Genomic DNA, 21,147 nt, shown 5'->3' with positions numbered 1-21,147 from the left:
AAAATTAATGGTTCTTGTTCTGTGCTTTGTATTCTAAATACGCACGGTACCCCTCAATTGAGATGAATACGCGCTTGTGGCTGATGTTCATGACATACCCCGCAAATTGTGGTAAGCGGCGCATTTGCGTCAGGTCATTGGAGAGGGTCTTGATGTTGACCCCAAAGATATAGGCAATTTCTTCTTTGTTTCCGAAAAGTTTGGTGACTTTGTCTTTGTTTATTTTCACTGAAGTCATCTATTCCTAATCCTCCTTGTCTATTAAACGGGGAAGATCTTCTTTTCGGATGATTTGCCCGTTCTTGAGTGCGACATAAACATTTTGAATTTCATCATAAATTTCTTTTCTCACTGGAAAAAGAAAGGAAAATTGTTTCGGAATTCGAAACTTCTTCAGCTTTGTCATCATCTCTCGGCACAAAACTTTTTGCAGGAGAGGTTGTCTGTCATAAATTCCCAGTGAAAATCTGAAATTTCTTCGGATTCGTTCTAATTCTTGTTTGTAGTAGTTCATTTGTTTTGCTTCCTTTCAAAGCTTTTTTATTTGAGTGCATGCAAATGATAAGAGTCGAACTTATATCTCAATCTTGTTGTGCTTTTCCTGTTAAGCGACATTTGCACTTCTTCACACGGTGTTTTTCTAACGCGAACGCAATCATCGGCTCTTTTCCGCGTGTAAGTGAGACTTACGGTACTTCTTTATAAGAAAATGTTCCTCCCCTCTATATCTACCGTCCTCAAAAAAGTATTGATTGTAACCCCCTATAAAATATTTTTTCAAAAGTTTTTCTGAAGCTGTTTGTAAATCTTTTTTAGTCGGTTAATGATGGCAACGTGTGTGACGCCTTCATCTTGTGCAATCTCGGTTAAGCTTTTGTTTTCATAAAAGACCGCTTGAATTAAAGCTTGCTGCTGTGGTTTTAGTTTCTCAACAGCCTCATGAAGGCGATCAATCTCAGGTGTGATTTCACATTCTGGCTGAATGGCTGCCTGCGCCATGAGAAGACTTTTACTTTCATCTTCCAGTTCTCCCTCAACTGAAAGTACCCAGTTCTTGGGAAATTTTTCATAGGGGTGGGTCTGTTCCCATTGCCCTGCTTCTTCTTTCTGCCACTTTTCCAGTTTAAGTCGTGAGTTTTTGAGGTTATTTCTGACTTCACGGTCATCTTCTAAGTGAAGCTGTCGAATATCTTCAGCAGTGACTCCACTGCTCCCGGCTGTCAGCGTTGCAATGAGTTTACCTTTGACGTCCACATAGGTATATGTACTGCGTTTCTTTGCATCTGTTTTGATGAATTTTTTCATTTCTTGTCCTTTCGCCTGAACGACGAAGGGACGGAAAATAAAAAACAGCCTTCTCTGATAAAGAACACTGATTAATGCGCCTGAAAACCGTCAAGAAAAAGGAACTTTATCTTCAAACAACAGATTGCTTTCTGTTGTTTGAACCATTATTTCCAGTCCCTTATACGTAAATCAGGTCTGTTTTATTTAATTGTTGAAATTGTATGCTGGAGTTTGACTCCAGATGAAGTTGAGTTGAAAAGAGGGATTAAAAAAACGGACGTGTTAAAGTCCGCTTGAGAGTGTAAGAAATATCACAAAAATAAATATAGGAATGGGTGTCAAATTTCCTCCTTTAAAAAATGAATCATTGCCGGCATAATTGCCTTTAAAAAATTATAATCGGATACGAGACTGCCGTAATGAAGAGCAATGCGAGCAGCTGAATAAATTTGTGTTTCTTCATGGTTTCCCCTTTCTTCGATTTTTATATTGAGTGATTAGATAATTGAAGCGGTCACATTAGCAACTCTTTATTTTATCATAATTATATTATATAATATTAAACGCGAAAGCCACACTGTCTAAAAATGCAAATTTTATAATTATATAATAGTCAAGAATTTCAATAGAATCCTTTAAATTGGCTGTACATCACGCATTAGAAATAAATTGGACAGTTTTTCCATTTAAATAATATAATAGTTAGGAGAGAGAGTTTATGGAAAAAGCGGAAAAATACTCGTTTAAAGAATTGGCATTGGGGGTAGTTTTCAAACATTTACGGGAAGCGAAGGGGTTTTCTCAAGAGGAAGCGGCGGGCGATGAAATTTCTACGCAGCACCTTTCAAATTTTGAAAATGGGCGGACAATTCTGGCCACCCATCATTTCATTGTACTTTTAGATAACATCAACGTTAATATGTTTGAATTCCAAAACACTTATAATCAGCATTTGCAGTCCAAAGATGTTCTGTTGTTCAGTACGGAGGTGGCAGATGCCGTGATGGAGCAGAATGTTGTGCATCTCAAACAGCTCGCAGACCAAATTGACATAAAACTGAAAGACAAGCCTCGTAATAAAAAATTGAAATTAGACAGCATACGAGTGAAATCTGTGCTGTACTTTATTGATTCCTCCCACTCAATCACTCAAAATGAACTTGATTTTCTAATGAATTACCTTTGTGGTCTAACAGAGTGGGGATTGTATGACATTCAGCTGTTAAGCCAATGTGCACAGTTTATTGACCTGCTCAAATTAGCCGAGTTGACGAAGCAAATGATTAATCCTTTACAGGAAAATAGTAAGCTCCATTATATTAGACATGCGGTGACTCAGGGTGTTTTAAACATTATCAATGTTTTTGTGGACAGGAAGGCTTACATCCTCGCTGGGAAGCTGATAAAATACCTTGAAGAGAGTGATATTCATGAATACTACATGTTTGAGAAATTGACACTTATATACAATAAAGCAATTTACTCATACCATAAAGAAGATGGACACTTCCCGAAAAAAACTGCATTGAAAGTCATGAAGCATTGTCAGCGAGTGCTTAAGTTTTGCGGTTGCTCAAAAACTGCGACTCAGATTTCTAATGAATTTAAGAGATTGGGTGGTGTGTGAGTTGTTTTCTGAAATTTTAGCTACATGAATCAAAAACAAAAAAACTGAATCACTTAAGAAAATGATTCAGCCTTTATCACTCATTCTGCCCCTTTTGGGGTAGGCAGGTTCCAACAGTGAAACCCATTTTTCTCAACCTTGTTTTTCTCTGCTTAACAGAGCCTTCGGTTCGGTTGAGTTTTTCTGAAAGCTGCAGGTTGGTCATATACCATGAAGTCTTAATGATATAGTCATCTTCTTCTGGTGTGAAAGGACCAAGGATAACAATATGTTTGGATTGTGTCTTAATCCCCAAAGCCTGACATTTTCGTTCAATGGCAGTCCAGCCTCTTCCAAAATGCTGGGCTAACTCTGCTATGGTCTTCTCTGTTGACAGTTCACGCAATTCTGTTTCTTCTTGCTTTGTCCACTTACGAATAGAAAAATCTCCCAAATCAAGCTTATACTTGGCCTGCTGGATGGCCCTTCGTGTCCGTCCCATGATTTCCGCAATTTCTGAGTTGCTTTTGTTCTGAGCAACCAATCCTTTCAGTTGAGCATAATCTTTTTCCTGCCATGTTCTGGCAGCTTTTAAGCCTAATAGGTCTTTTTTTCCGCGAATGGACCCTTCTGTGCGATGCATGATTTCGGCAGTCCCTGACTCCGTATGTGTCTTGAGCAATACTTTCAACTGGGTCTGTTCTTTTAATGACCATGATTTCTGGGCAAAGGGATGCTCGCGTTTTTTTATTCCCAGTATTAACCGTTGCCGCAGAATCGCCGCCGGTTTCCTGTGAATCTGTTCGGAAATCTTTTGGTCGGTGTGTTTTATGGCCAGCTTACGAAGCTGAGCATTTTCTTCTTCTGACCATTTCCCGCGTTTATATTGGATGTCCACAAGTCCTCCTCCCGTTGTTCAAAAGAACGGAAAATCTGTTTTCCGCTTAGAGTTCTACTCTTCACTCTTTGGCTTCATCCGAATCCAGGTCTTGCCCAGCACACCCAGCAGGATTCCACCGGCAAAGATAATAATCCAGCGCCAGTCAAATCCTGGGGTGACCTCTTTAGCTTCCGGTGTTACATCCTTGGTTGAAAGCGGCTTGGCAAAGAAGCTGAAGATATTGTTGGCATTCGCATCGTTGGAGCGTGTGTTGGACAATACGGTCTCAAATTTGCCGTTGTAGGTCTGGCTGTTTAAGAAATCACTGTTCCCGGTGCTGAGAAGGTTACCTGTATTGTCTATAACCTCTTTAGCTGCGGTCTGGGTTTTGGTAACTGTTTCGACCATTTGCGTGAACGTGTCCGAATTGCTCTTGATGATTTGAGCACTGTCCGCGGTGTCTTTGGCTTGTTTACTGCTTGAAGAAACCAGTTCAGAAATCGTCTTGTATAGGTCTTCGCCGCTGGCTTTATCATAGTACAAGGCTATTTCGCTCTCGTTGTACTCCTGCCAGGATTTTTCCTCCAGCGGAGTCGTCTGATTTTTTGTCCAGGCATTATACTGTGTGTCCAGAGTTGTCATTGTCTGTTGACACCATGTGTCCAGCTCATTTATGATTTGAGCAAAATAGTCGCTGGGCAGGTTGTCAGTTAAGCGGGTTTGGTCTGTCGCCAGACTTGAAATCGTTGAACTGAGAGTTTCCAGTGTGTCGGTGACATCCTTGATGTGACTGGTTCCCTGTTCCTTAAATCGGGTCACATCGTCATCACTTAATCGTTCAGCCATTTGGCTTTTATCCATATTGCCGTACATCTTATAAACGGATTTCGAATCTGCACTGGATACAAAGTCAGTGATACCAGTCATGTCTGCTGCAGTAGCGCCTGGTGCCCCATAGAGGAAAGCGATGAGCTGGGTGGCGGTATCAATGTTGTTCAAGAGTGTCGTGATTGTGCTGAACTCTTCTCCGCCTGCGTATTCGGAAATTGCCTCGGTGGGTGCTAAAGTAAAGATGTCTTGTGTTGAATGCTGGTCGGCGCCAGTTCCCCAGTTGAATGTGACGGTTCCAGATTTGACTTCACCCAAATCAATCACATAGGTAATCGTGTAAGTTTGGGGCTGTGTCGGCGCTGTTTCAACAGGATTCCCGTCGGCATCCGTTGTCGTGGTACTTGTGCTGTTATCCAGGACAATTGAATTAGGATTGCTGGCGTCAATGCCTGTGCCGGTTGGCGGAGTTGCCGGGTCAAGTGAAACTGCTGCATTCGTCAGTCCGCCGCCTGCTGAAAAGCTCAAAATGTAGGAGCTTCCTGCCGGAACTGTAATAGACAAAGTCTTAGTCATTTTCTGTTCTGTCGCTTCAGTTGCCGGAACATCACTGAAATTAACTGTTGCAGTGGGAAGTCCAAACGCTGTCGCATAATTCTTGAGGACGTCCAGTTTCCCATTAATCTGTTGTTCTTGTAGAACAGTAAGAGAGCCGTTAGAAACCAGAGATTGAAGCAGAGGCTCATACTGACTGCTCTCTACTGAGACTTGGCTTAAAAGCGTACTGATTGTGCTTGAATAAGCCTTGTCTTTAAGGTTGTCAGTTCCCTCAAAGGAAGAGGAGAGCAGATTGGCGAGAGCCGCTCGAGCATTATCATCTGTCTCAAGACTGGTAAAATCAGTTGAATCGGCTGTCGGCGCAACCTCTTGAGCAAAAAATTCAGAATAGAGATTCTTTTCAAGTTCTAAGAGCGATGTTCGTTTCTCGTCCAGATTCTTGACTTGATTACCAATATCGTCGCGCACACCGCTAATCAGTGTGTTGTAATCAGTGATTTGAGTTTTCAGCTTGGCGTAAATGCCGTTTTCATTTCCTGATTCATCCGTGCTTCTGAACTGCTGTAAGGCTTGCAGTGCTTTGTTGTAAGCCGTCGTGTACAGGCCGTAGTAATAAGACTGGTCTGAATCAGCCTGATTTGTAATGCCTTTATTAGCATTGACCAAATTGGTGTCGACGATTTGCTTTTGAGTATCGAAATACTGCGTCAGGTTGGGAAGCTGTTTATCAAAGGCCTCGCTGTTTGAGTTCAGCATTTTTGTAACGGTATCGGTGAAGCTGTTTTGTGCCTCAATCCAATTATCATTCTGGTCTTGCAGGCTCGTCGCAACAGAAACAACGGAGCTGTAGCCCTCATTCGTCTCCTGAAAAGGCCCGTAAACACTATTGTTGAGATTCGTCAGAATGGCACCCTGGCTGTTCACCACATTGTTCATATTCGTCTGCGCATCGGCGACATTCCCGGCAACTGAAGCATAGTACATTTTGACAATTGATGTATTGAAATCATAAAGGACATTAACAATCTTGTCCTGCAGGAGATTATTAGTCAGCTTCGACTGAGCGTCCACTACTTTATAATCCACCTGCGCCTTTTGAGGGTCAATGGCTTGAAGCGTCAGAATGTTATGCGAAAAATCTTGCGGAAGATAAATGACCGCTTGAACAGAACCGTCAGAGTATGCTTTATTGGCGACACCCCGCGCCACGACCTGCCAGTTATACTTACTGTCATTAGAGACAAGGTTGACAAAGGACTGACCAAAGTTATAGTTCTGATTATTGAAAGCGGCAGGCTGATCTTCATTTACCAGGGCAATTGTCGGTTTCGTGGTCTGCGTTTTCTTTTGCATGGTCTGACTTAGTAAAAAGAAGAGGCAGCCTGCGCTGATCAGCAGGAAAACAATCACTCCTGAGGCTATCAGGCGGAACTTCCGCATTTTTCTGTCAAAGACTTCCCAGAGGACTTGGGATTGTCTGACTTCTCTTCTTTTTTCCATACTCTCTCCTTTTGAACTTGCGTTCACGCACGCGTTCGACTTGAATCAGCTTCAGCTCCTTATAAAACCGATGGATTGGCTTGAAGCGTTAGTTTCTTTCCTTAATCGTTCGACTTCTTCAATAAAGTCTTCTTTTTTCATTGTCACCAGTTTTGACCGGTTTTTCTCATTGGGATTATTTGTCATAACACGGATGGACATTTTAAACTCTGCCTTTTCAATCAGATTTCTGACAAGCCGGGCATTTCCGCTTATTTTGTCCATTTTGATTCCTTTGAAAAATTGTTCCAGGAATAGAGCTAAATTTTGATTAAATCAAACAGTTTTGATAATCTCCCAAGAATTGAAAGTTACTGTTTCCCTACAAGGTCTTCCATTTCCTGAATAACTTTTTTGGCTTTATCTGTCTGAGGCTGCATCCCAAGATACTTATATTCGAAATAATCTAATAAATCATTTCCCCCGTGCAAATTCTCAGACCAATCAATGTACCCAAATTCCAGGCTTGGAATGTTATTCTCATTTACCGATAAAACAAGAGTATACCATTGCTCTAGTCCCAATGTTTTCGTAGATTTCCAGAAATCACGTAAAATATCTGTTCTCACACTTGCGTTTCTTTTTCCTCTCTCATCGTCCAAATAATAAATCCAATTATTATTATTTTTCGTTTTGAAATAGAATGGAATGTGAGCGCCCCCATACTTATCGAAACTGGCAAGTAACTTGAATTCTTTTAAATCCTCAATATCCATTTTCATAATAGAAAATATATCTTGAACGGTTGCTGCTTGCAATTCTTCCCATTTGATTAAATTTTGTTGTTCCACCATATTTGTCTAATTTAATAACCATTCCGCTATTTTCCTCTCCTCAATTCGTCGTAGAAGCAAGGAGTTAATCACCTTTTTTCCGTGAAAGGTTTTCTCGGATTTGCGCTTCCCACATTTCGTCGCCACGCCACCCTTTCCAAGCATTATTTTTCAATTCTTCAGGAGTTAATTGATCATAATAAGTCCAATCACTATCAACATGACCTAATTCAACATTGACTATCCAACGAAAACGAACAGGAGACTTCCCTTGAAGGTCCATAAGTGTATTGTAAAGCTCGCGAATTTTCTCGGTAATAAACTTGTTTAAGTCACCAAGAGTAGTCTTTTCGATACCTAATTTATTATTCATATAAAGCTTGCCCGATTTGCTCGCATAATCTAATCCACCTTCAACCATTCCGGAACCATCATCTGCGACTGAAACTTTTCCCTGAATATAATACTCATCTACTTCATCTCCAATTACCTGCCACACAGCTCCAAGAATATCATCCTGTATTTCTGATATTTTTTCAAATTTTTCTGCCATTAGTTTGCTCCTTTCATTACATTAGGAAAAGATCTTGTTACAGTTTTTTGACCTTCAATAGTATATTGTACATCAAACCCAATAGGTCTGTGGCTGCCCACTTCATATTGAACATCAATCTGAACATCTGTTACTTTTTTCGGTGGATTACCAGTTAATGCATCACGCCACTGGGTTTCCATCTCTTTCCACTCAGAACCCGCACCACGATTCAAATCTCGAGCTTGGCTAACCAAGTTATCCAATTCAGGTGAACCATCAAATTGATCTGCAATCAAATGCCCTGCCTCATCATCCTTCAACTTATCCGGTGTATTTCTCTTGTTGGTAAGACGTTTTCTGTCACCTTTCCATGAAAGCTCATCTGCTCTAACCCTAACAATGTCCCCTTCTAAATTGGTTTCATAAATATAGCTATGATTTGTTCCAGGAGCACTTGCCCTATACTGGACATTTGGTCTAAGTTTTCCGCCTTCACCCTTAACAAACGGATTTTTAACAAATTCTGCTCTTACAGACGATGGCGCTTCGCCGGAACCTTTGGAGGAAACACCAGAACTTTCTTCCGAGAAGTTCGCTCTTGAAGTTCCAGTGGAAATTTCCTTCACATCTTTACCCACTAAACTCATCGCTGAGCGACTATCTCTTATACCCGCAAAAGCTACTCTAGGATTTCCTAAAACTTCGCGCATGCCCGCCGCAAAACGGCTGTCATAGATTTTGGTAGAGAAACGTTCTGCACCATTTTTTAGGTTTCCCGGAAGATTCTTGAACATCTTTCCGGTTTCAACGGCGTTCTTCACGGTCGTCTGGCCCAGCGCCTTTATAAATACTCCGCTCTTAGCCAGCAGACCTTCCGCACTGGAGGCTTTCGCAATCTGTGCAGCGCCTTTCACTTCGGCTCCGCCGATGAAGATGCTGGCCAGGTTAAAGCCTGTCTTGCCGATGGCCACTGCGTCGCCGCTCGGGAGCTGATTCCACCAGCTCCCGATTCCGTCAAGCATCTGCTGGCGTGCCTCTCCATTGGTAAATAGTGTATTCACACCTTTCCCGATGTCGTAGACACTCATCTGGGCCATCCCGCTGACCATTTCTCCTAAGTCATCATAGAAATCAGAAATCGGTTGAACATAGCTGTAATGTTATCTCCTAGAAGAAACAATTATCTTTTAAGTATATGGATTTTTAGCGAGGACATCCTGTATGTACGATTTCTGTTTTTCCTCATAATCAGGATTAATTTCAGATAATAACTCCAATTGTCTTTGAAACATTATTTTCCGAAAATCTTGATTAGGTACACTATGCTCACTCTCATATTTTATGGCTAAACTTCTTGTAATATCTTTAAACACAAAATATAGTACTTCATCAACAATGCCTGAAGAATAACTTTCAACCTCTTTACCACGTTCCATTACAACATAGTGATAAACTTTCTTATCTTCATAAAGAAATTTTCCATCTGTGAAAACATCTTCCTTTTCCACCACCTTAGGATAACCGTTATACGTTGCGTCTAACGAAATTAGTCTTCCTAAAGCAACCATTCTGTCATTTATTTCTTTCATTTTCTTATCTCTTTCTATTGCTATGGAATAATGGGCTTCAGATAACCAGCATCAATTAATTCTCCAGCTGAAAAATCGGTCAAATATTGTGTCCCACCACCATTTTTGCCAAACCAAGGAGCAACTTCACCAGCTTTTACAGGTAGGGGTTTGCACACTTTATATAGAATTTCTGGCTCGTTTTCCATAAATGGTGGCAAAGCTATATCATCGAACGGTGTCCCAGCTGGAGCAAAATACTTTCCATCTGTTGATCCACGTCTCCCTATTAACAAATCAGTTTCATCACCAGGTTGTAGTATTTCGTTGAAGTACTCACCATTCACAAAACCATCAACATTGGGATCTCCATTCATACCTGGATAAATTGGTTCTCCAGTTTCTTGATTGAAATATCTAGCATCATCATAGACAGCTTTGTGTTCCAAATAATCTTTATGTGATGGTTTATGTTTCCACCTATCAAGCTTGGCTTTATCTATAGCAGACATCCCCGCAAAGTCCCTCTGAACTTCCTTAGGTAAGCCATCCGCCGGTTTACTTACCACCCTAAAAAGCGAACGGCCATCTCCTACTCCCGCAAAAGCTACTCTAGGATTTCCTTTCCCTAAAACTTCGCGCATGCTCGCCGCAAAACGGCTGTCATAGACTTTGGTAGAGAAACGTTCTGCACCATTCTTGAGATTTCCCGGAAGATTCTTGAACATCTTTCCGGTTTCAACGGCGTTCTTCACGGTCGTCTGACCCAGCGCCTTTATAAATACTCCGCTCTTAGCCAGCAGACCTTCCGCACTGGAGGCTTTCGCAATCTGTGCGGCCCCTTTCACTTCGGCTCCGCCCACAAAGATGCTGGCGACATTGAAAACTGTCTTGCCGATAGCCACTGAATCTCCGGTGCAGAGCTGATTCCACCAGCTCCCGATTCCGTCAAACATCTGCTGGCGGGCCTCTCCATTGGTAAATAGTGTATTCACACCTTTCCCGATGTCGTAGACACTCATCTGGGCCATTCCGCTGACCATTTCTCCGGCTCCCTGGAAAATTCCGTTGACGATACCGCCGGCTCCGTCCTGTCCCAAGGCTTTCCCTAGACTACTATTATACCATTTTCCAATGTTTTCACTGGCCATTCCAACAAGGTTAAAGCCTTTTCCTGTTATCGCCATAGATGCATGGTTGATGGCACTGTTGACGCCTCCAGCAATCAGGACAACACCAAGCGGTGCACCGACACCCGTCGCAACCATTACTGCGCCGGCCGCTATCTGGAGGCCGTCCCAGAGGAGACCGAAGAGCCCTTCTTCCTGTGCTTTCTTCTTCGCCGCTGCTTCTTCCAGCCGCTGCTGGTCGGCGCCGTATTCGTTCATAATGCTTTCCCAGTTCTTGGAAAATTCATTCTGATTATTGACGTCTGTCGCATAGCTGAGATTGGCCTGATATGCTGCTAGAAATTCGGCGCTCATCAGACCGCTGAAGGAACCTGGACTGTATGAATAGCCTCCGGGAACATTGAGCGCGCTCTTAATCAGGCCGCGCGTTCTTGCCAGCAGTTCCTGAACCTGTGCAAATCCCGGATCCGTTTGTTCATAATTGTCCCAGCTCTCCAGCAGATCCTTGGCTGTCTTTTTCATGTCGTCCATCTTATCGGCGACTTTGTTCAGGTAGCTGCTGCCGGCTCCGCCTAGTGAAACAATACTGCTGGCTTCATCTGACAGAGATTTGAGCTGTTCCGCCAAATCCGTATAGTCAGAGCGGTGAGTGGTCAGCTTCGTCTGATGGTCTTCTAAATCCTCCCGAATCAGTTTAAAGCCGGCATCGCTGTCCACATCCAGATAGCCTTTGACATACTTGCCTAATGCCATCTGATAATTATTGAGGGCGAGCTGAAAGGTCTGAATCAGCGGCAGGTGTACTTCACTGACATAAGCTTTCATGCTGTCGGCACCCAGACCTTTAATGGTGTCCGTGCCAATCAGCTGGTTCAGCGTTTGGGTGAGCGCGTCCAGCGGCTGGGTTCGGTTCTGGATGCCTTGAGCAACCCGAGCCGCCAGATCTGTCAGGTCGTCATAGTAGAGTTCGTCATTACTCATTGTTTACTTTTTCCTTATCTGGAATTAAATCTCCGATAGAGAGAGCCGACAGGCTGAAATTCCCTCAATTTCATAGTTCTTTGCGGAATATTCTTTGAAATCAGCTATTTCTATTTCCTGTTCTAGATGGTTTTGTTTGATTTTGAAAATATTTTCCACTAAATCCATCTCCTCTGGAGTGAGCTCGCAATATTCTTTCCAATACTCTTTTTGTTCTTTTTGATTTAAAAACGCAAAGTCAAGTAATCCGTCACTATGTAGTTTAAATTCAGCAACAGTGTCATTTGAGAGCAGTTCGTCTTCTCCCCAGAAAGCGGTTGTGATGACTGGCTTAATTTCTTTTTTTCCGCTACCTGGTGAATAATGTGAGAGGTCATCTAGTAAATATTGAAAAGTTTCGTTCTCCGCGAGTTCTTCAAACTTCTTATCGGCCCCTGCAATATAATTTTCAGCTGGTCGATAGCTCTGATGAAGGTTTTCGTTCCGAAAGACTCCTACAACGATTTGCTCAGAGAAACTGACCGTTCCTCTTGCGCCTTGCCCGTTTACTTGACTGTAATTTATTCCATCCCAGGATTGTTCATAATCAAGTTCCGGATTTTTCAACAATGAAATTGCATGTGCAATAATTGCATATAGGCAAGCGGTCTTCAAATTCATTCGCTGAATGTTGAGCAAGTAAGTCATTTTTCTCCTGACAGTTTGGGATACTCAGTTTCAGGAATTGTAATAGATGCTGAAACTTTACATCATCATTAAGTCATAATTGCGCTGTTATTGACTAACCTGTTTTTATCTCAACTCAAGTTTCTCAATTACATTTTCCTCAGATTGAGCCTCAAGTAACCAGAGCTCTGTCTCGTCATTTCCGCCGATGGCTTTTGCGCCTAATTCTTGGAGTGCTGGTAGGAACGGAACTTGAACTAATAATACATTTAGATTTAAACAACTGATTCTCTTGTTAAATCAAATATATCAATATCCTTTTCCTCAAATAATTCTTCCAATTTTTCACTCCCATTGACCTTTAGAAATTCAAATTCTTCATCAGAAATAGGGATGGTCATTAACCACGTAATATGTGCTGTACTTGTTTCTAGCGACTTTAAATTTTCCCATAGAAAAGGTGCGCTAAAAAGAATGTGCTTCATAGTCGGGGAATCATAATATTCACTGATAACATTAGGAAAGACAGTTCCAGGTTTTACCGAATATTGACTGTTAATGATATTGAAAGCACAACTACTTACAATATTCCCGAACAAATCATTTACAGAAGCACTGGATCCAACAAACTCTACTCTTAACTGTTTTCCTTCTTTCGTTTTCATACCAATATCAAAATTGGATAAACCAATTGTAGAATAAGTCGATACACCTTCAAAAGGCCTATCAACACCTATAAAAATGTCTATCTCTGAGCTTTCATTTGCATCTTTATACTTTAGAACTTTAGGGTTACCCCCAATAGCGTTCAAGGTATATTGTGCTATTTTTTTCTCTGTTGTCATCGTCATTATTAATCTCCAAAATATGTATTTGTTGCATCTTCTGCCGCATGTCCTCTATTTGATGACGGTAATTCAGGCCTATAGTGTTCTGGATTATTATATTCATCAAGAAACTGTTTCCTACTGATTCCCCTTTCAGCCGCACTCTGCTGATGTTTCCAGAATTCGTACCCGGGCTTATGTCCCATATCCCATGGTTCATCGGGATCAATAGGCATTTTTGTCAGAGGATCAAGTACTGGACCAGCTTCTTCGGCATTACTCCACACCTGATCTCTCACGTCTTTCCTAAAACCTGAAGGTCGTGCATAAGTCTTCTTCTGATCTGGAGTAAGTTCTCTCTTAACAATTTTCTTCGTTTGTTGTGGTGAAAATTCATCAGGGTTTACACCTGTTCTCACCCCATCTACATTTGAATTGAAATCGGCTTTAGCTCCTGAAGGAAGTTCATTAACTTTCTTAATATCATATGCACTTCTGTTAGCTTGGGTTAGCACCGGACGACCGTTGCCCACAGTATCAAAGGCCAGTCTAGGATTTCCTTTCCCTAAAACTTCGCGCATGCTCGCCGCAAAACGGCTGTCATAGACTTTGGTAGAGAAACGTTCTGCACCATTCTTGAGATTTCCCGGAAGATTCTTGAACATCTTTCCGGTTTCAACGGCGTTCTTCACGGTCGTCTGACCCAGCGCCTTTATAAATACTCCGCTCTTAGCCAGCAGACCTTCCGCACTGGAGGCTTTCGCAATCTGTGCGGCCCCTTTCACTTCGGCTCCGCCCACAAAGATGCTGGCGACATTGAAAACTGTCTTGCCGATAGCCACTGAATCTCCGGTGCAGAGCTGATTCCACCAGCTCCCGATTCCGTCAAACATCTGCTGGCGGGCCTCTCCATTGGTAAATAGTGTATTCACACCTTTCCCGATGTCGTAGACACTCATCTGGGCCATTCCGCTGACCATTTCTCCGGCTCCCTGGAAAATTCCGTTGACGATACCGCCGGCTCCGTCCTGTCCCAAGGCTTTCCCTAGACTACTATTATACCATTTTCCAATGTTTTCACTGGCCATTCCAACAAGGTTAAAGCCTTTTCCTGTTATCGCCATAGATGCATGGTTGATGGCACTGTTGACGCCTCCAGCAATCAGGACAACACCAAGCGGTGCACCGACACCCGTCGCAACCATTACTGCGCCGGCCGCTATCTGGAGGCCGTCCCAGAGGAGACCGAAGAGCCCTTCTTCCTGTGCTTTCTTCTTCGCCGCTGCTTCTTCCAGCCGCTGCTGGTCGGCGCCGTATTCGTTCATAATGCTTTCCCAGTTCTTGGAAAATTCATTCTGATTATTGACGTCTGTCGCATAGCTGAGATTGGCCTGATATGCTGCTAGAAATTCGGCGCTCATCAGACCGCTGAAGGAACCTGGACTGTATGAATAGCCTCCGGGAACATTGAGCGCGCTCTTAATCAGGCCGCGCGTTCTTGCCAGCAGTTCCTGAACCTGTGCAAATCCCGGATCCGTTTGTTCATAATTGTCCCAGCTCTCCAGCAGATCCTTGGCTGTCTTTTTCATGTCGTCCATCTTATCGGCGACTTTGTTCAGGTAGCTGCTGCCGGCTCCGCCTAGTGAAACAATACTGCTGGCTTCATCTGACAGAGATTTGAGCTGTTCCGCCAAATCCGTATAGTCAGAGCGGTGAGTGGTCAGCTTCGTCTGATGGTCTTCTAAATCCTCCCGAATCAGTTTAAAGCCGGCATCGCTGTCCACATCCAGATAGCCTTTGACATACTTGCCTAATGCCATCTGATAATTATTGAGGGCGAGCTGAAAGGTCTGAATCAGCGGCAGGTGTACTTCACTGACATAAGCTTTCATGCTGTCGGCACCCAGACCTTTAATGGTGTCCGTGCCAATCAGCTGGTTCAGCGTTTGGGTGAGCGCGTCCAGCGGCTGGGTTCGGTTCTGGATGCCTTGAGCAACCCGAGCCGCCAGATCTGTCAGGTCGTCATAGTAGAGTTCGTCATTACTCATGAACTGGCCTCCTCATCTGTCGTTTTGATGTTGACTCCCAGCTGGCGAATCTCCTGGATGTCATGTTCGACCCGTCCACCGAGAGAGGCAATCATTTTCGAGAGGTCATCGTAAATCTCGAAAATTTTCGGAATCTGTGAAACTTTGAGATGCGCGTCATTCGTGTTTAAACCATTGCTCACATCTGCCACCAGAGCGGCGGCTTCCTCTACTTTTGCCACGACGTCTTCGTAGCCGCCGCTGTCTACCATTTGCTGTACCATCTGTTTTTCTCCTTAAAACCAAATCATCCCAAGCGCCTGAGCTTTCTTGAACGGATCATCAATCGACCAGGCCAAACTGTACATTTTATTCTTGCAGGTCGAAATTGCTTCTTCAATCTCAGGCGCGGTCTTTTTGAGCTGTGAAGTCCCCTCCTGATGCTGCTCATCAAATTTACTGCTCTTTTTTTCTCCTGACCAGTTGGTTGTTCCGGCTTGTTTGAACTGAGAGAAATCAAGACCTTCAACTGAGCCAAGCAAGCCTCTTAGACGGCTGACATAGCCATCCAGCTGACTGATTCGTGAAATTTTCGCGTCATCATCCATCAGTTGTCCTCCATATCACGAACGGAGGCAAATGGATCGTCATCGTCCGTCTTAACCGTGACGGTTTCAGTAATTACCTGCACTGGAGACTCTGATTCAGAAGTCAGATAAGCTTCTTTTGCCTGTACCAGCTGCTCGACCATTAGAACATCGTCGTCATCCGTGTAAGCTTCAAAGACGACTTTCAAAATATCTTCCTGATTGAAATAAGCCAGATTGTCATCAATGAGTCCTTCCGGATAAAGAATTGCACCATAGTCAAAATACTTGCCTTCGAGGACGCTGGCACGATTTACAATCATGAGTTTTTTAAGGGCGCCTTTGAGAATTACGATACTTCCAATGGGTAAAAATGTGTTTTCTTCTGTCATTTTTTGTTTTCCTTTGCTTTATGTGTAAGATTGTAAAACGGATCATGAGGATGTTCCGGCACCCCTGGCAGCGCTGTTTTTTCAGGTTCGATTGCAGGAGGTGCAGCAGGAACGGTTTGTGTTTCTTCTTTCGAAACGACAACAATCACTTCATCCGAAGGATCCGGTGTTGTCAATGGTGCGGGTGCGTCCAGCGCCTGACCGAGCTGCTCCTGAACAAAGTCCCTATCCAGCGCGTCTTCATAGCCGCGATGAACCACTTCAAGAATGTTTGAAGTCGCAATTGTTACGGTCTTGTATTTTTTGCTTTCACCGTAAGGATGCGGAACGCCGGCATAGCCTGCCAACATTTCCCCGTCCTTTTTCTGAAAACCTCGGGAAATGAGGATATAGATGCTGTCATCTCCTCTGATTTTTACTGCGCTTCCCAGCGGAAGCAATTCTGGTGCTTCTTCACTCATCTGAGCCTCCTTTCAGCTGTGGGAGTTTAATCTTGTCATAGACTGCGCCGCCTTTTAAGACAAAGTAAGCGTCTTGGAGAGACAAGCCCGGTTCGCTGGATAAACCAGCACCTTTGATTAATGCACTGTCATACATCCTTGAGCCGATAAGGCCGGTGAATTTCAGCTGGCGGATGGCCTTGGGGACCTCATCATAACTTTTGGCGATATATTCATGGGGACTGAAGACAAGAAAATCTAAACCAGCTTTATAGGTCGTTTTCAGAGCTGAAACGAAATCGTTAACCTTAATCCCTGTCTTTTGAACAAAATCCTGGAGGTCAGCAATGACCAACAACAGCGGTGTTCCCTGTTCATGTTTTTTCACCAGCTGCATGTATCCGACAATACCGTTAAGCACAACCTTCGCGTCTTCCTTGTCTGTGATAAACGTGATATTTTCGGAGAGAGACGTTCCATCAAGCGCTTCCTCAAAGTTTTCACTGAAATCTACGAGAAGCACGCTCGTTTTAATTTTGGCAATCTGAGTGAGTACCAACTTCTGTAAGAAAAGCTCCTGCTCATCGTCCATCGGCGCCAGCAGGAAGTAGGGCTGACGACCTGGCACAAAGCCTAAAATGTTCGTCGTTTGATAGGACATCCCGAGAGGCAAATGCTGTTTTTTCTGCCAGCTGATAACTTCAGGCAAGACTTCAAAGGCGTCTAGACGTAATTCATCCGGCGTCATCGGAATCTTCTCCGGACGTTTGCCCGTCCAGGACTGGTTCATCTTCTCAACCTCGGTCTCAAGTGCTTCAAGCACTTCTGTCGCATTTTCCCCTTTTGCCGGAAGGTAAAATTGAATCGCGGTCGGAATCTCTTCCATCACCTGTCCTCGACCGACGATTTCAGCCTGGGTTACTCGGTCGCGTCCCATTACAGTGACCACTTCAGATTCATCATTAAGATAAAGGACCATCTTGGTTTGAATGTTGGCTGTCATATTCATACGCACAGCTCCAACCCGGCCCGCTGTCATGATGAGGGTCATTCCTAAAGCGGCACCCTCACGCAGAAGCTGGACAAGTAAATTATCAATGCTTTCTTTTCTCGAATCCTGTTGCGCGAGTCCGTCATAACTGTCTAAAATCGTAAGAATCAGAGGGAGCTTTTCGTGTGTTTTAGCTTCATATTGAGCGAGCGACGCAACGCCTGCTTTTTTGAATAAGCTTTTACGTGCCGTCAATTCAGAAGAAATCTGCGCCATCATTTTTGAAAGTTTTTCTGCCTCTTCCAGCATCACAATATCTGCTACATGGGGAAGATTCTTAAGCGGTAGCAGTCCGTTATTCCCGAAATCCAGTAAATTAAACTGAACCTGCTCTGGTGTATTCTGCCGAGCCAGGTTCATGACGAGCGTTTGCAGAACCGTTGATTTGCCGTAACCGGGGCTAGAGAAAATCGCCGTGTGACTGGCGTGCTCCGCATCATACAGGTAAGGGGCTTGTGCCTGCTGACTTGGAATATCTAGGAGACCTAGGGGAATACTTAAGTTTCTTTCTTTCCCCTGCGCCGCAAGAGGCGTGACAATCTGTTCCTCCAGATTCGGAAGCCAAGGTTTCGCCGGAATCACGAGATTCGAAGATTGAAAGACGGCATTGACTCCCTTAATAACAGCATCCAGCTGAGTGTCTAAATCACTCGTGTCGTGTCCCTGCACGACTTCTTCGCCTGGATCCAGTACCACTTCCATTTGTCCTAAATCCGTCACCTGATAGATTCTTTCATCAATCGTTTCTGTTTTCACAGCTTGCGGATCATAAGGGACACCCGCGTAACCGGATTGAAAAAGTTCATAAACTTCGTTTTGTCCGACCTTCAAATATCCGCGTCCAGGTTGCGTGATGTGCGCGGCATCATGCGTCTTCAAGAGCTCATTCGAGTCCTGCTCACTGGCCATTTTCAAGGCAATTTTACTTCTGGAGTTGGCTTCAATCTGATCATTGACAACCCCGCTCGGTTTTTGTGTCGCCAGAATCAAATGCACACCGAGGGAACGTCCGATACGCGCCACTGAAGTCAATTCATCGAGAAATTCCGGCACATTTGCTTTCAATTCCGCGAACTCATCAGACACTAGAATCAGGTGCGGAATGGGATCTTGCGGATAAATCCCGTCTGGTTTGGGATGTAGCCGCTGTTTATACAAACTCATGTATCCGTTGATGTTATTGACGCCGAACTTGGCAAACTCCCGCTGGCGCTTGTCCAGCTCAGCCTTGATACTCGCTAGGGCTCTTGCAGTCCCGGCGCCGTCCAGATTGGTAATAGAGCCCATGAAATGCGGCAGACCTGCCAGGGTATTGGCAATCCCTCCGCCCTTCCAGTCAATGATAAGCATACCAATGTCTTCCGGTGAAAAGTTAATCGCTAAGCCAATCAAATAGGTGGTCAGGAACTCGGATTTACCAGACCCTGTCGTTCCTCCGACGAGCGCATGCGGTCCATGGACGCGTTCATGCAGATCCCAGTACATATATTCTCTTTTTCCACGCCATCCAATCAGAGACTTGATGGTCTTGTTCGGCTCGGCTGCTTCCCAGCGTTCCTTGATTTCCAAGTCTTCAATCGTCTTCACTTCGTACTGCTCCAAGAGCGACAGACTTTCAGGAATGGCGTTTTTCTCAACTTCCACATGTTCCAGATTCGCCAGCCGACGCAGACTCTTCTCAGGATTTAATAAAGCGCTATATGGTTCAAAGGCTTTCGCCAGATAAACATGATTGTCATTGATGATTTCGCCAGCACTCTGGTTTTTGTATTCGACAAGTGCAGTGACTGTTTCCGGAAGGAGCTTCTGATCCTCTTTTGCCCAGATAACTGTCACGCCCAGCCCACTCATGTCATCGGCTAAAAACTCATTAATGCCGTGACCAGCTAAGTAAGAATCGTCAAAAATCGTCAAAATGTAGTGCGGAGAAAACTGAGGCTTTTCTTTGCCGGCCTCCTGCAGGACTTGCTTACGTTTATTTAACAATTGATAAAAGCTGCTCAAGACAATGTCACGCGTCTTGTTATCATGAATCAGTCCGCGCATTCCTAATTCCTGAAGCTTGAAATGCGGCAGTACCCGCCAACTTCCCCAGTCTTTCCGGTAATCTTTTTCAGGCACAAGGCTGATGAAATTCACATCCCGGTAAGAATGGAAAAAGGCGACTTGCAGGAGGAGATTGCTGGCGGCTGTTTTAAGCACCGGATAAGTCCCGACGAGCCCCAGGGTCTGGTTCGCGATGCTCAGTGTGACGGGCACCTTGCGCTGCGTGGAATAAAGTTCAGCAATATGCTTAACATGCTGGGTATTTTCATCGTTATCACGGGCATTCACGTCTGATTCGACGGTGAGATGGGATGTCTGATTTCCTCTGCCCAATGAAACTTCCAGAAAATCTTTATTATTAACCATCCGCTCATAAATTCGGGAATTATAGGTCTCAATCAATTCCGAAAGTGTCTCAGGGGACGGATTCTGGTAGTTGAGCACCATTGTCTCTTCTTTGTACCGCTTTGCAATCTCCGAGGTGGCATTGATTAGATAAAATTCATAGTTTTCCTGACGGGTTTTATCTTCAAGCTTTCGCCCTTTTTTCTCGTTAAAGTATTGAGAAACGGTAAATCCTGCGGTCATAAGACTCATGAATCCCATTGACAGCATCATCACAGGATTACGCCTTGAGAGCACACTGACAATTCCCGTCACTGCCAGCATCCCGACCGGCGGGAGAATTGTCTTAAGAAGACCGTTCTTTGCGGCTTTCGGCGCAGATTCAATCTTTTCAATTCTAAATTTATCTTCGGGCGGTTCTAGGTGAAGTCTCGGACTTCTGCGGTATTTCGGAAAGTCTTCAGAAAATTCGATTTCAGGCGCTTGCCGCAGAAAACTCCCGCGTTTAAAAGCAAGCTCCTTCGTAAAGGTCGTCAGTTTCCACTGGTTGCGACGCTTTTCAATCAGAAATTCAGGGGTGAGAACCTGATCACAGGTTTTAATTCCTTCCGCAAAATAATGTTCTGTAATTAGCCGATCATTGAAATAGAGAAAATTTTCCCCTGCATCAGCGTCAATACTCAAAACTGCTTCATGGATGACAATCTGGTAATCGCCCTGTGTCCGAATATTCGCAATGTGGCTGGATCCAATCACAAAATCGTCACCGGCATCAATCTGAATTGACATTGTTTGACCTGTTTTCTGTGAAACCACAAAAACTTCCAGGCCTAATTTCTCAACAAAAGAGCGTCCCAGAGGTACCTTTTGTCCTGCAATCCAAAGCTCGTCGTCTCCCATGGCACTAAAAGGAAAGTTCAGATAAGTCAGTGTCGGACGATGTTCCGACAAAGTAATTGTCTGAAGCTTTTCACTTAAGAGATAGATAACAAACAGTGTATCACTTGCATCTAAACGGTTATCCAAAAAGAGTGTCTGTGCTTTCGTCTCCTCTATTTCCTCAAAGCCTGTTTTACTCATG

At 43.9% G+C, this 21,147-nt stretch carries 19 protein-coding genes; 1 reads left to right on the top strand and 18 read right to left on the bottom strand.

Annotation, left to right across the window (positions count from 1 at the left end):
- Nucleotides 1-4: 4 nt before the first annotated feature.
- Nucleotides 5-238, bottom strand: a complete 234-nt coding sequence (locus tag ACYQ2E_RS02895) for a DNA-binding protein (protein WP_460016556.1) — start codon at nt 236-238, stop codon at nt 5-7.
- A 539-nt stretch (nt 239-777) separates the two neighbouring features.
- A complete protein-coding gene (locus ACYQ2E_RS02890; protein WP_460016555.1) occupies nt 778-1,305 on the bottom strand; it encodes a sigma factor-like helix-turn-helix DNA-binding protein in 528 nt (175 codons plus the stop codon).
- A 700-nt stretch (nt 1,306-2,005) separates the two neighbouring features.
- Between ACYQ2E_RS02890 and ACYQ2E_RS02885 the strand changes: the two genes are divergently transcribed.
- Nucleotides 2,006-2,914 carry a helix-turn-helix domain-containing protein gene (locus ACYQ2E_RS02885; protein WP_460016554.1) on the top strand — a complete coding sequence of 303 codons (909 nt, stop codon included), beginning with the start codon at nt 2,006-2,008 and terminating at the stop codon, nt 2,912-2,914.
- 76 nt (nt 2,915-2,990) lie between these two features.
- Here the strand turns inward: ACYQ2E_RS02885 and ACYQ2E_RS02880 are convergent, their stop codons facing one another.
- The 16 genes from ACYQ2E_RS02880 to essC form a co-directional block, all read right to left on the bottom strand.
- Nucleotides 2,991-3,791 carry a hypothetical protein gene (locus ACYQ2E_RS02880; RefSeq protein WP_460016553.1) on the bottom strand — a complete coding sequence of 267 codons (801 nt, stop codon included), beginning with the start codon at nt 3,789-3,791 and terminating at the stop codon, nt 2,991-2,993.
- A 54-nt stretch (nt 3,792-3,845) separates the two neighbouring features.
- Nucleotides 3,846-6,659, bottom strand: coding sequence for a type VII secretion protein EsaA (gene esaA / locus ACYQ2E_RS02875; protein WP_460016552.1), 2,814 nt, complete (start codon nt 6,657-6,659; stop codon nt 3,846-3,848).
- 51 nt (nt 6,660-6,710) lie between these two features.
- The gene (locus ACYQ2E_RS02870; protein ID WP_460016624.1) at nt 6,711-6,950 is read right to left on the bottom strand and encodes a hypothetical protein; all 240 of its coding nucleotides are present in this window, start codon (nt 6,948-6,950) and stop codon (nt 6,711-6,713) included.
- Nucleotides 6,951-7,009: 59 nt separating this feature from the next.
- Nucleotides 7,010-7,492, bottom strand: coding sequence for an immunity protein YezG family protein (locus ACYQ2E_RS02865; protein WP_460016551.1), 483 nt, complete (start codon nt 7,490-7,492; stop codon nt 7,010-7,012).
- A 64-nt stretch (nt 7,493-7,556) separates the two neighbouring features.
- Complete coding sequence (locus tag ACYQ2E_RS02860; RefSeq protein ID WP_460016550.1) at nt 7,557-8,024, bottom strand: hypothetical protein; 468 nt, start codon at nt 8,022-8,024, stop codon at nt 7,557-7,559.
- The gene (locus tag ACYQ2E_RS02855; RefSeq protein WP_460016549.1) at nt 8,024-9,115 is read right to left on the bottom strand and encodes a DNA/RNA non-specific endonuclease; all 1,092 of its coding nucleotides are present in this window, start codon (nt 9,113-9,115) and stop codon (nt 8,024-8,026) included. Before ACYQ2E_RS02855 ends, ACYQ2E_RS02860 begins: the two co-directional genes overlap by 1 nt.
- A gap of 78 nt (nt 9,116-9,193) precedes the next feature.
- Complete coding sequence (locus ACYQ2E_RS02850) at nt 9,194-9,595, bottom strand: Imm63 family immunity protein (protein WP_460016548.1); 402 nt, start codon at nt 9,593-9,595, stop codon at nt 9,194-9,196.
- Nucleotides 9,596-9,615: 20 nt separating this feature from the next.
- Complete coding sequence (locus ACYQ2E_RS02845; protein ID WP_460016547.1) at nt 9,616-11,685, bottom strand: glycohydrolase toxin TNT-related protein; 2,070 nt, start codon at nt 11,683-11,685, stop codon at nt 9,616-9,618.
- Nucleotides 11,686-11,709: 24 nt separating this feature from the next.
- Nucleotides 11,710-12,372: a hypothetical protein gene (locus tag ACYQ2E_RS02840; RefSeq protein ID WP_460016546.1), complete on the bottom strand. Its 663-nt coding sequence runs from the start codon at nt 12,370-12,372 to the stop codon at nt 11,710-11,712.
- Nucleotides 12,373-12,626: 254 nt separating this feature from the next.
- Nucleotides 12,627-13,202: a suppressor of fused domain protein gene (locus ACYQ2E_RS02835; protein WP_460016545.1), complete on the bottom strand. Its 576-nt coding sequence runs from the start codon at nt 13,200-13,202 to the stop codon at nt 12,627-12,629.
- Nucleotides 13,203-13,204: 2 nt separating this feature from the next.
- Nucleotides 13,205-15,226 carry a GH-E family nuclease gene (locus ACYQ2E_RS02830; protein WP_460016544.1) on the bottom strand — a complete coding sequence of 674 codons (2,022 nt, stop codon included), beginning with the start codon at nt 15,224-15,226 and terminating at the stop codon, nt 13,205-13,207.
- Nucleotides 15,223-15,489 carry a hypothetical protein gene (locus ACYQ2E_RS02825; protein ID WP_460016543.1) on the bottom strand — a complete coding sequence of 89 codons (267 nt, stop codon included), beginning with the start codon at nt 15,487-15,489 and terminating at the stop codon, nt 15,223-15,225. The genes ACYQ2E_RS02830 and ACYQ2E_RS02825 overlap by 4 nt, the downstream gene beginning before the upstream one ends.
- Before the next feature lie 12 nt (nt 15,490-15,501).
- Nucleotides 15,502-15,813, bottom strand: a complete 312-nt coding sequence (locus ACYQ2E_RS02820; protein WP_460016542.1) for a hypothetical protein — start codon at nt 15,811-15,813, stop codon at nt 15,502-15,504.
- A complete protein-coding gene (locus ACYQ2E_RS02815; RefSeq protein WP_460016541.1) occupies nt 15,813-16,184 on the bottom strand; it encodes a DUF4176 domain-containing protein in 372 nt (123 codons plus the stop codon). Before ACYQ2E_RS02815 ends, ACYQ2E_RS02820 begins: the two co-directional genes overlap by 1 nt.
- On the bottom strand, nt 16,181-16,645 hold the full coding sequence (locus ACYQ2E_RS02810; RefSeq protein WP_460016540.1) for a DUF4176 domain-containing protein: 465 nt from the start codon (nt 16,643-16,645) through the stop codon (nt 16,181-16,183). The genes ACYQ2E_RS02815 and ACYQ2E_RS02810 overlap by 4 nt, the downstream gene beginning before the upstream one ends.
- On the bottom strand, nt 16,638-21,146 hold the full coding sequence (gene essC, locus ACYQ2E_RS02805; RefSeq protein ID WP_460016539.1) for a type VII secretion protein EssC: 4,509 nt from the start codon (nt 21,144-21,146) through the stop codon (nt 16,638-16,640). Before essC ends, ACYQ2E_RS02810 begins: the two co-directional genes overlap by 8 nt.
- Nucleotide 21,147: the final 1 nt, after the last annotated feature.

The organism is Lactovum odontotermitis, from assembly GCF_054658595.1.
This window is presented reverse-complemented; position numbering and strand designations above follow the sequence as displayed.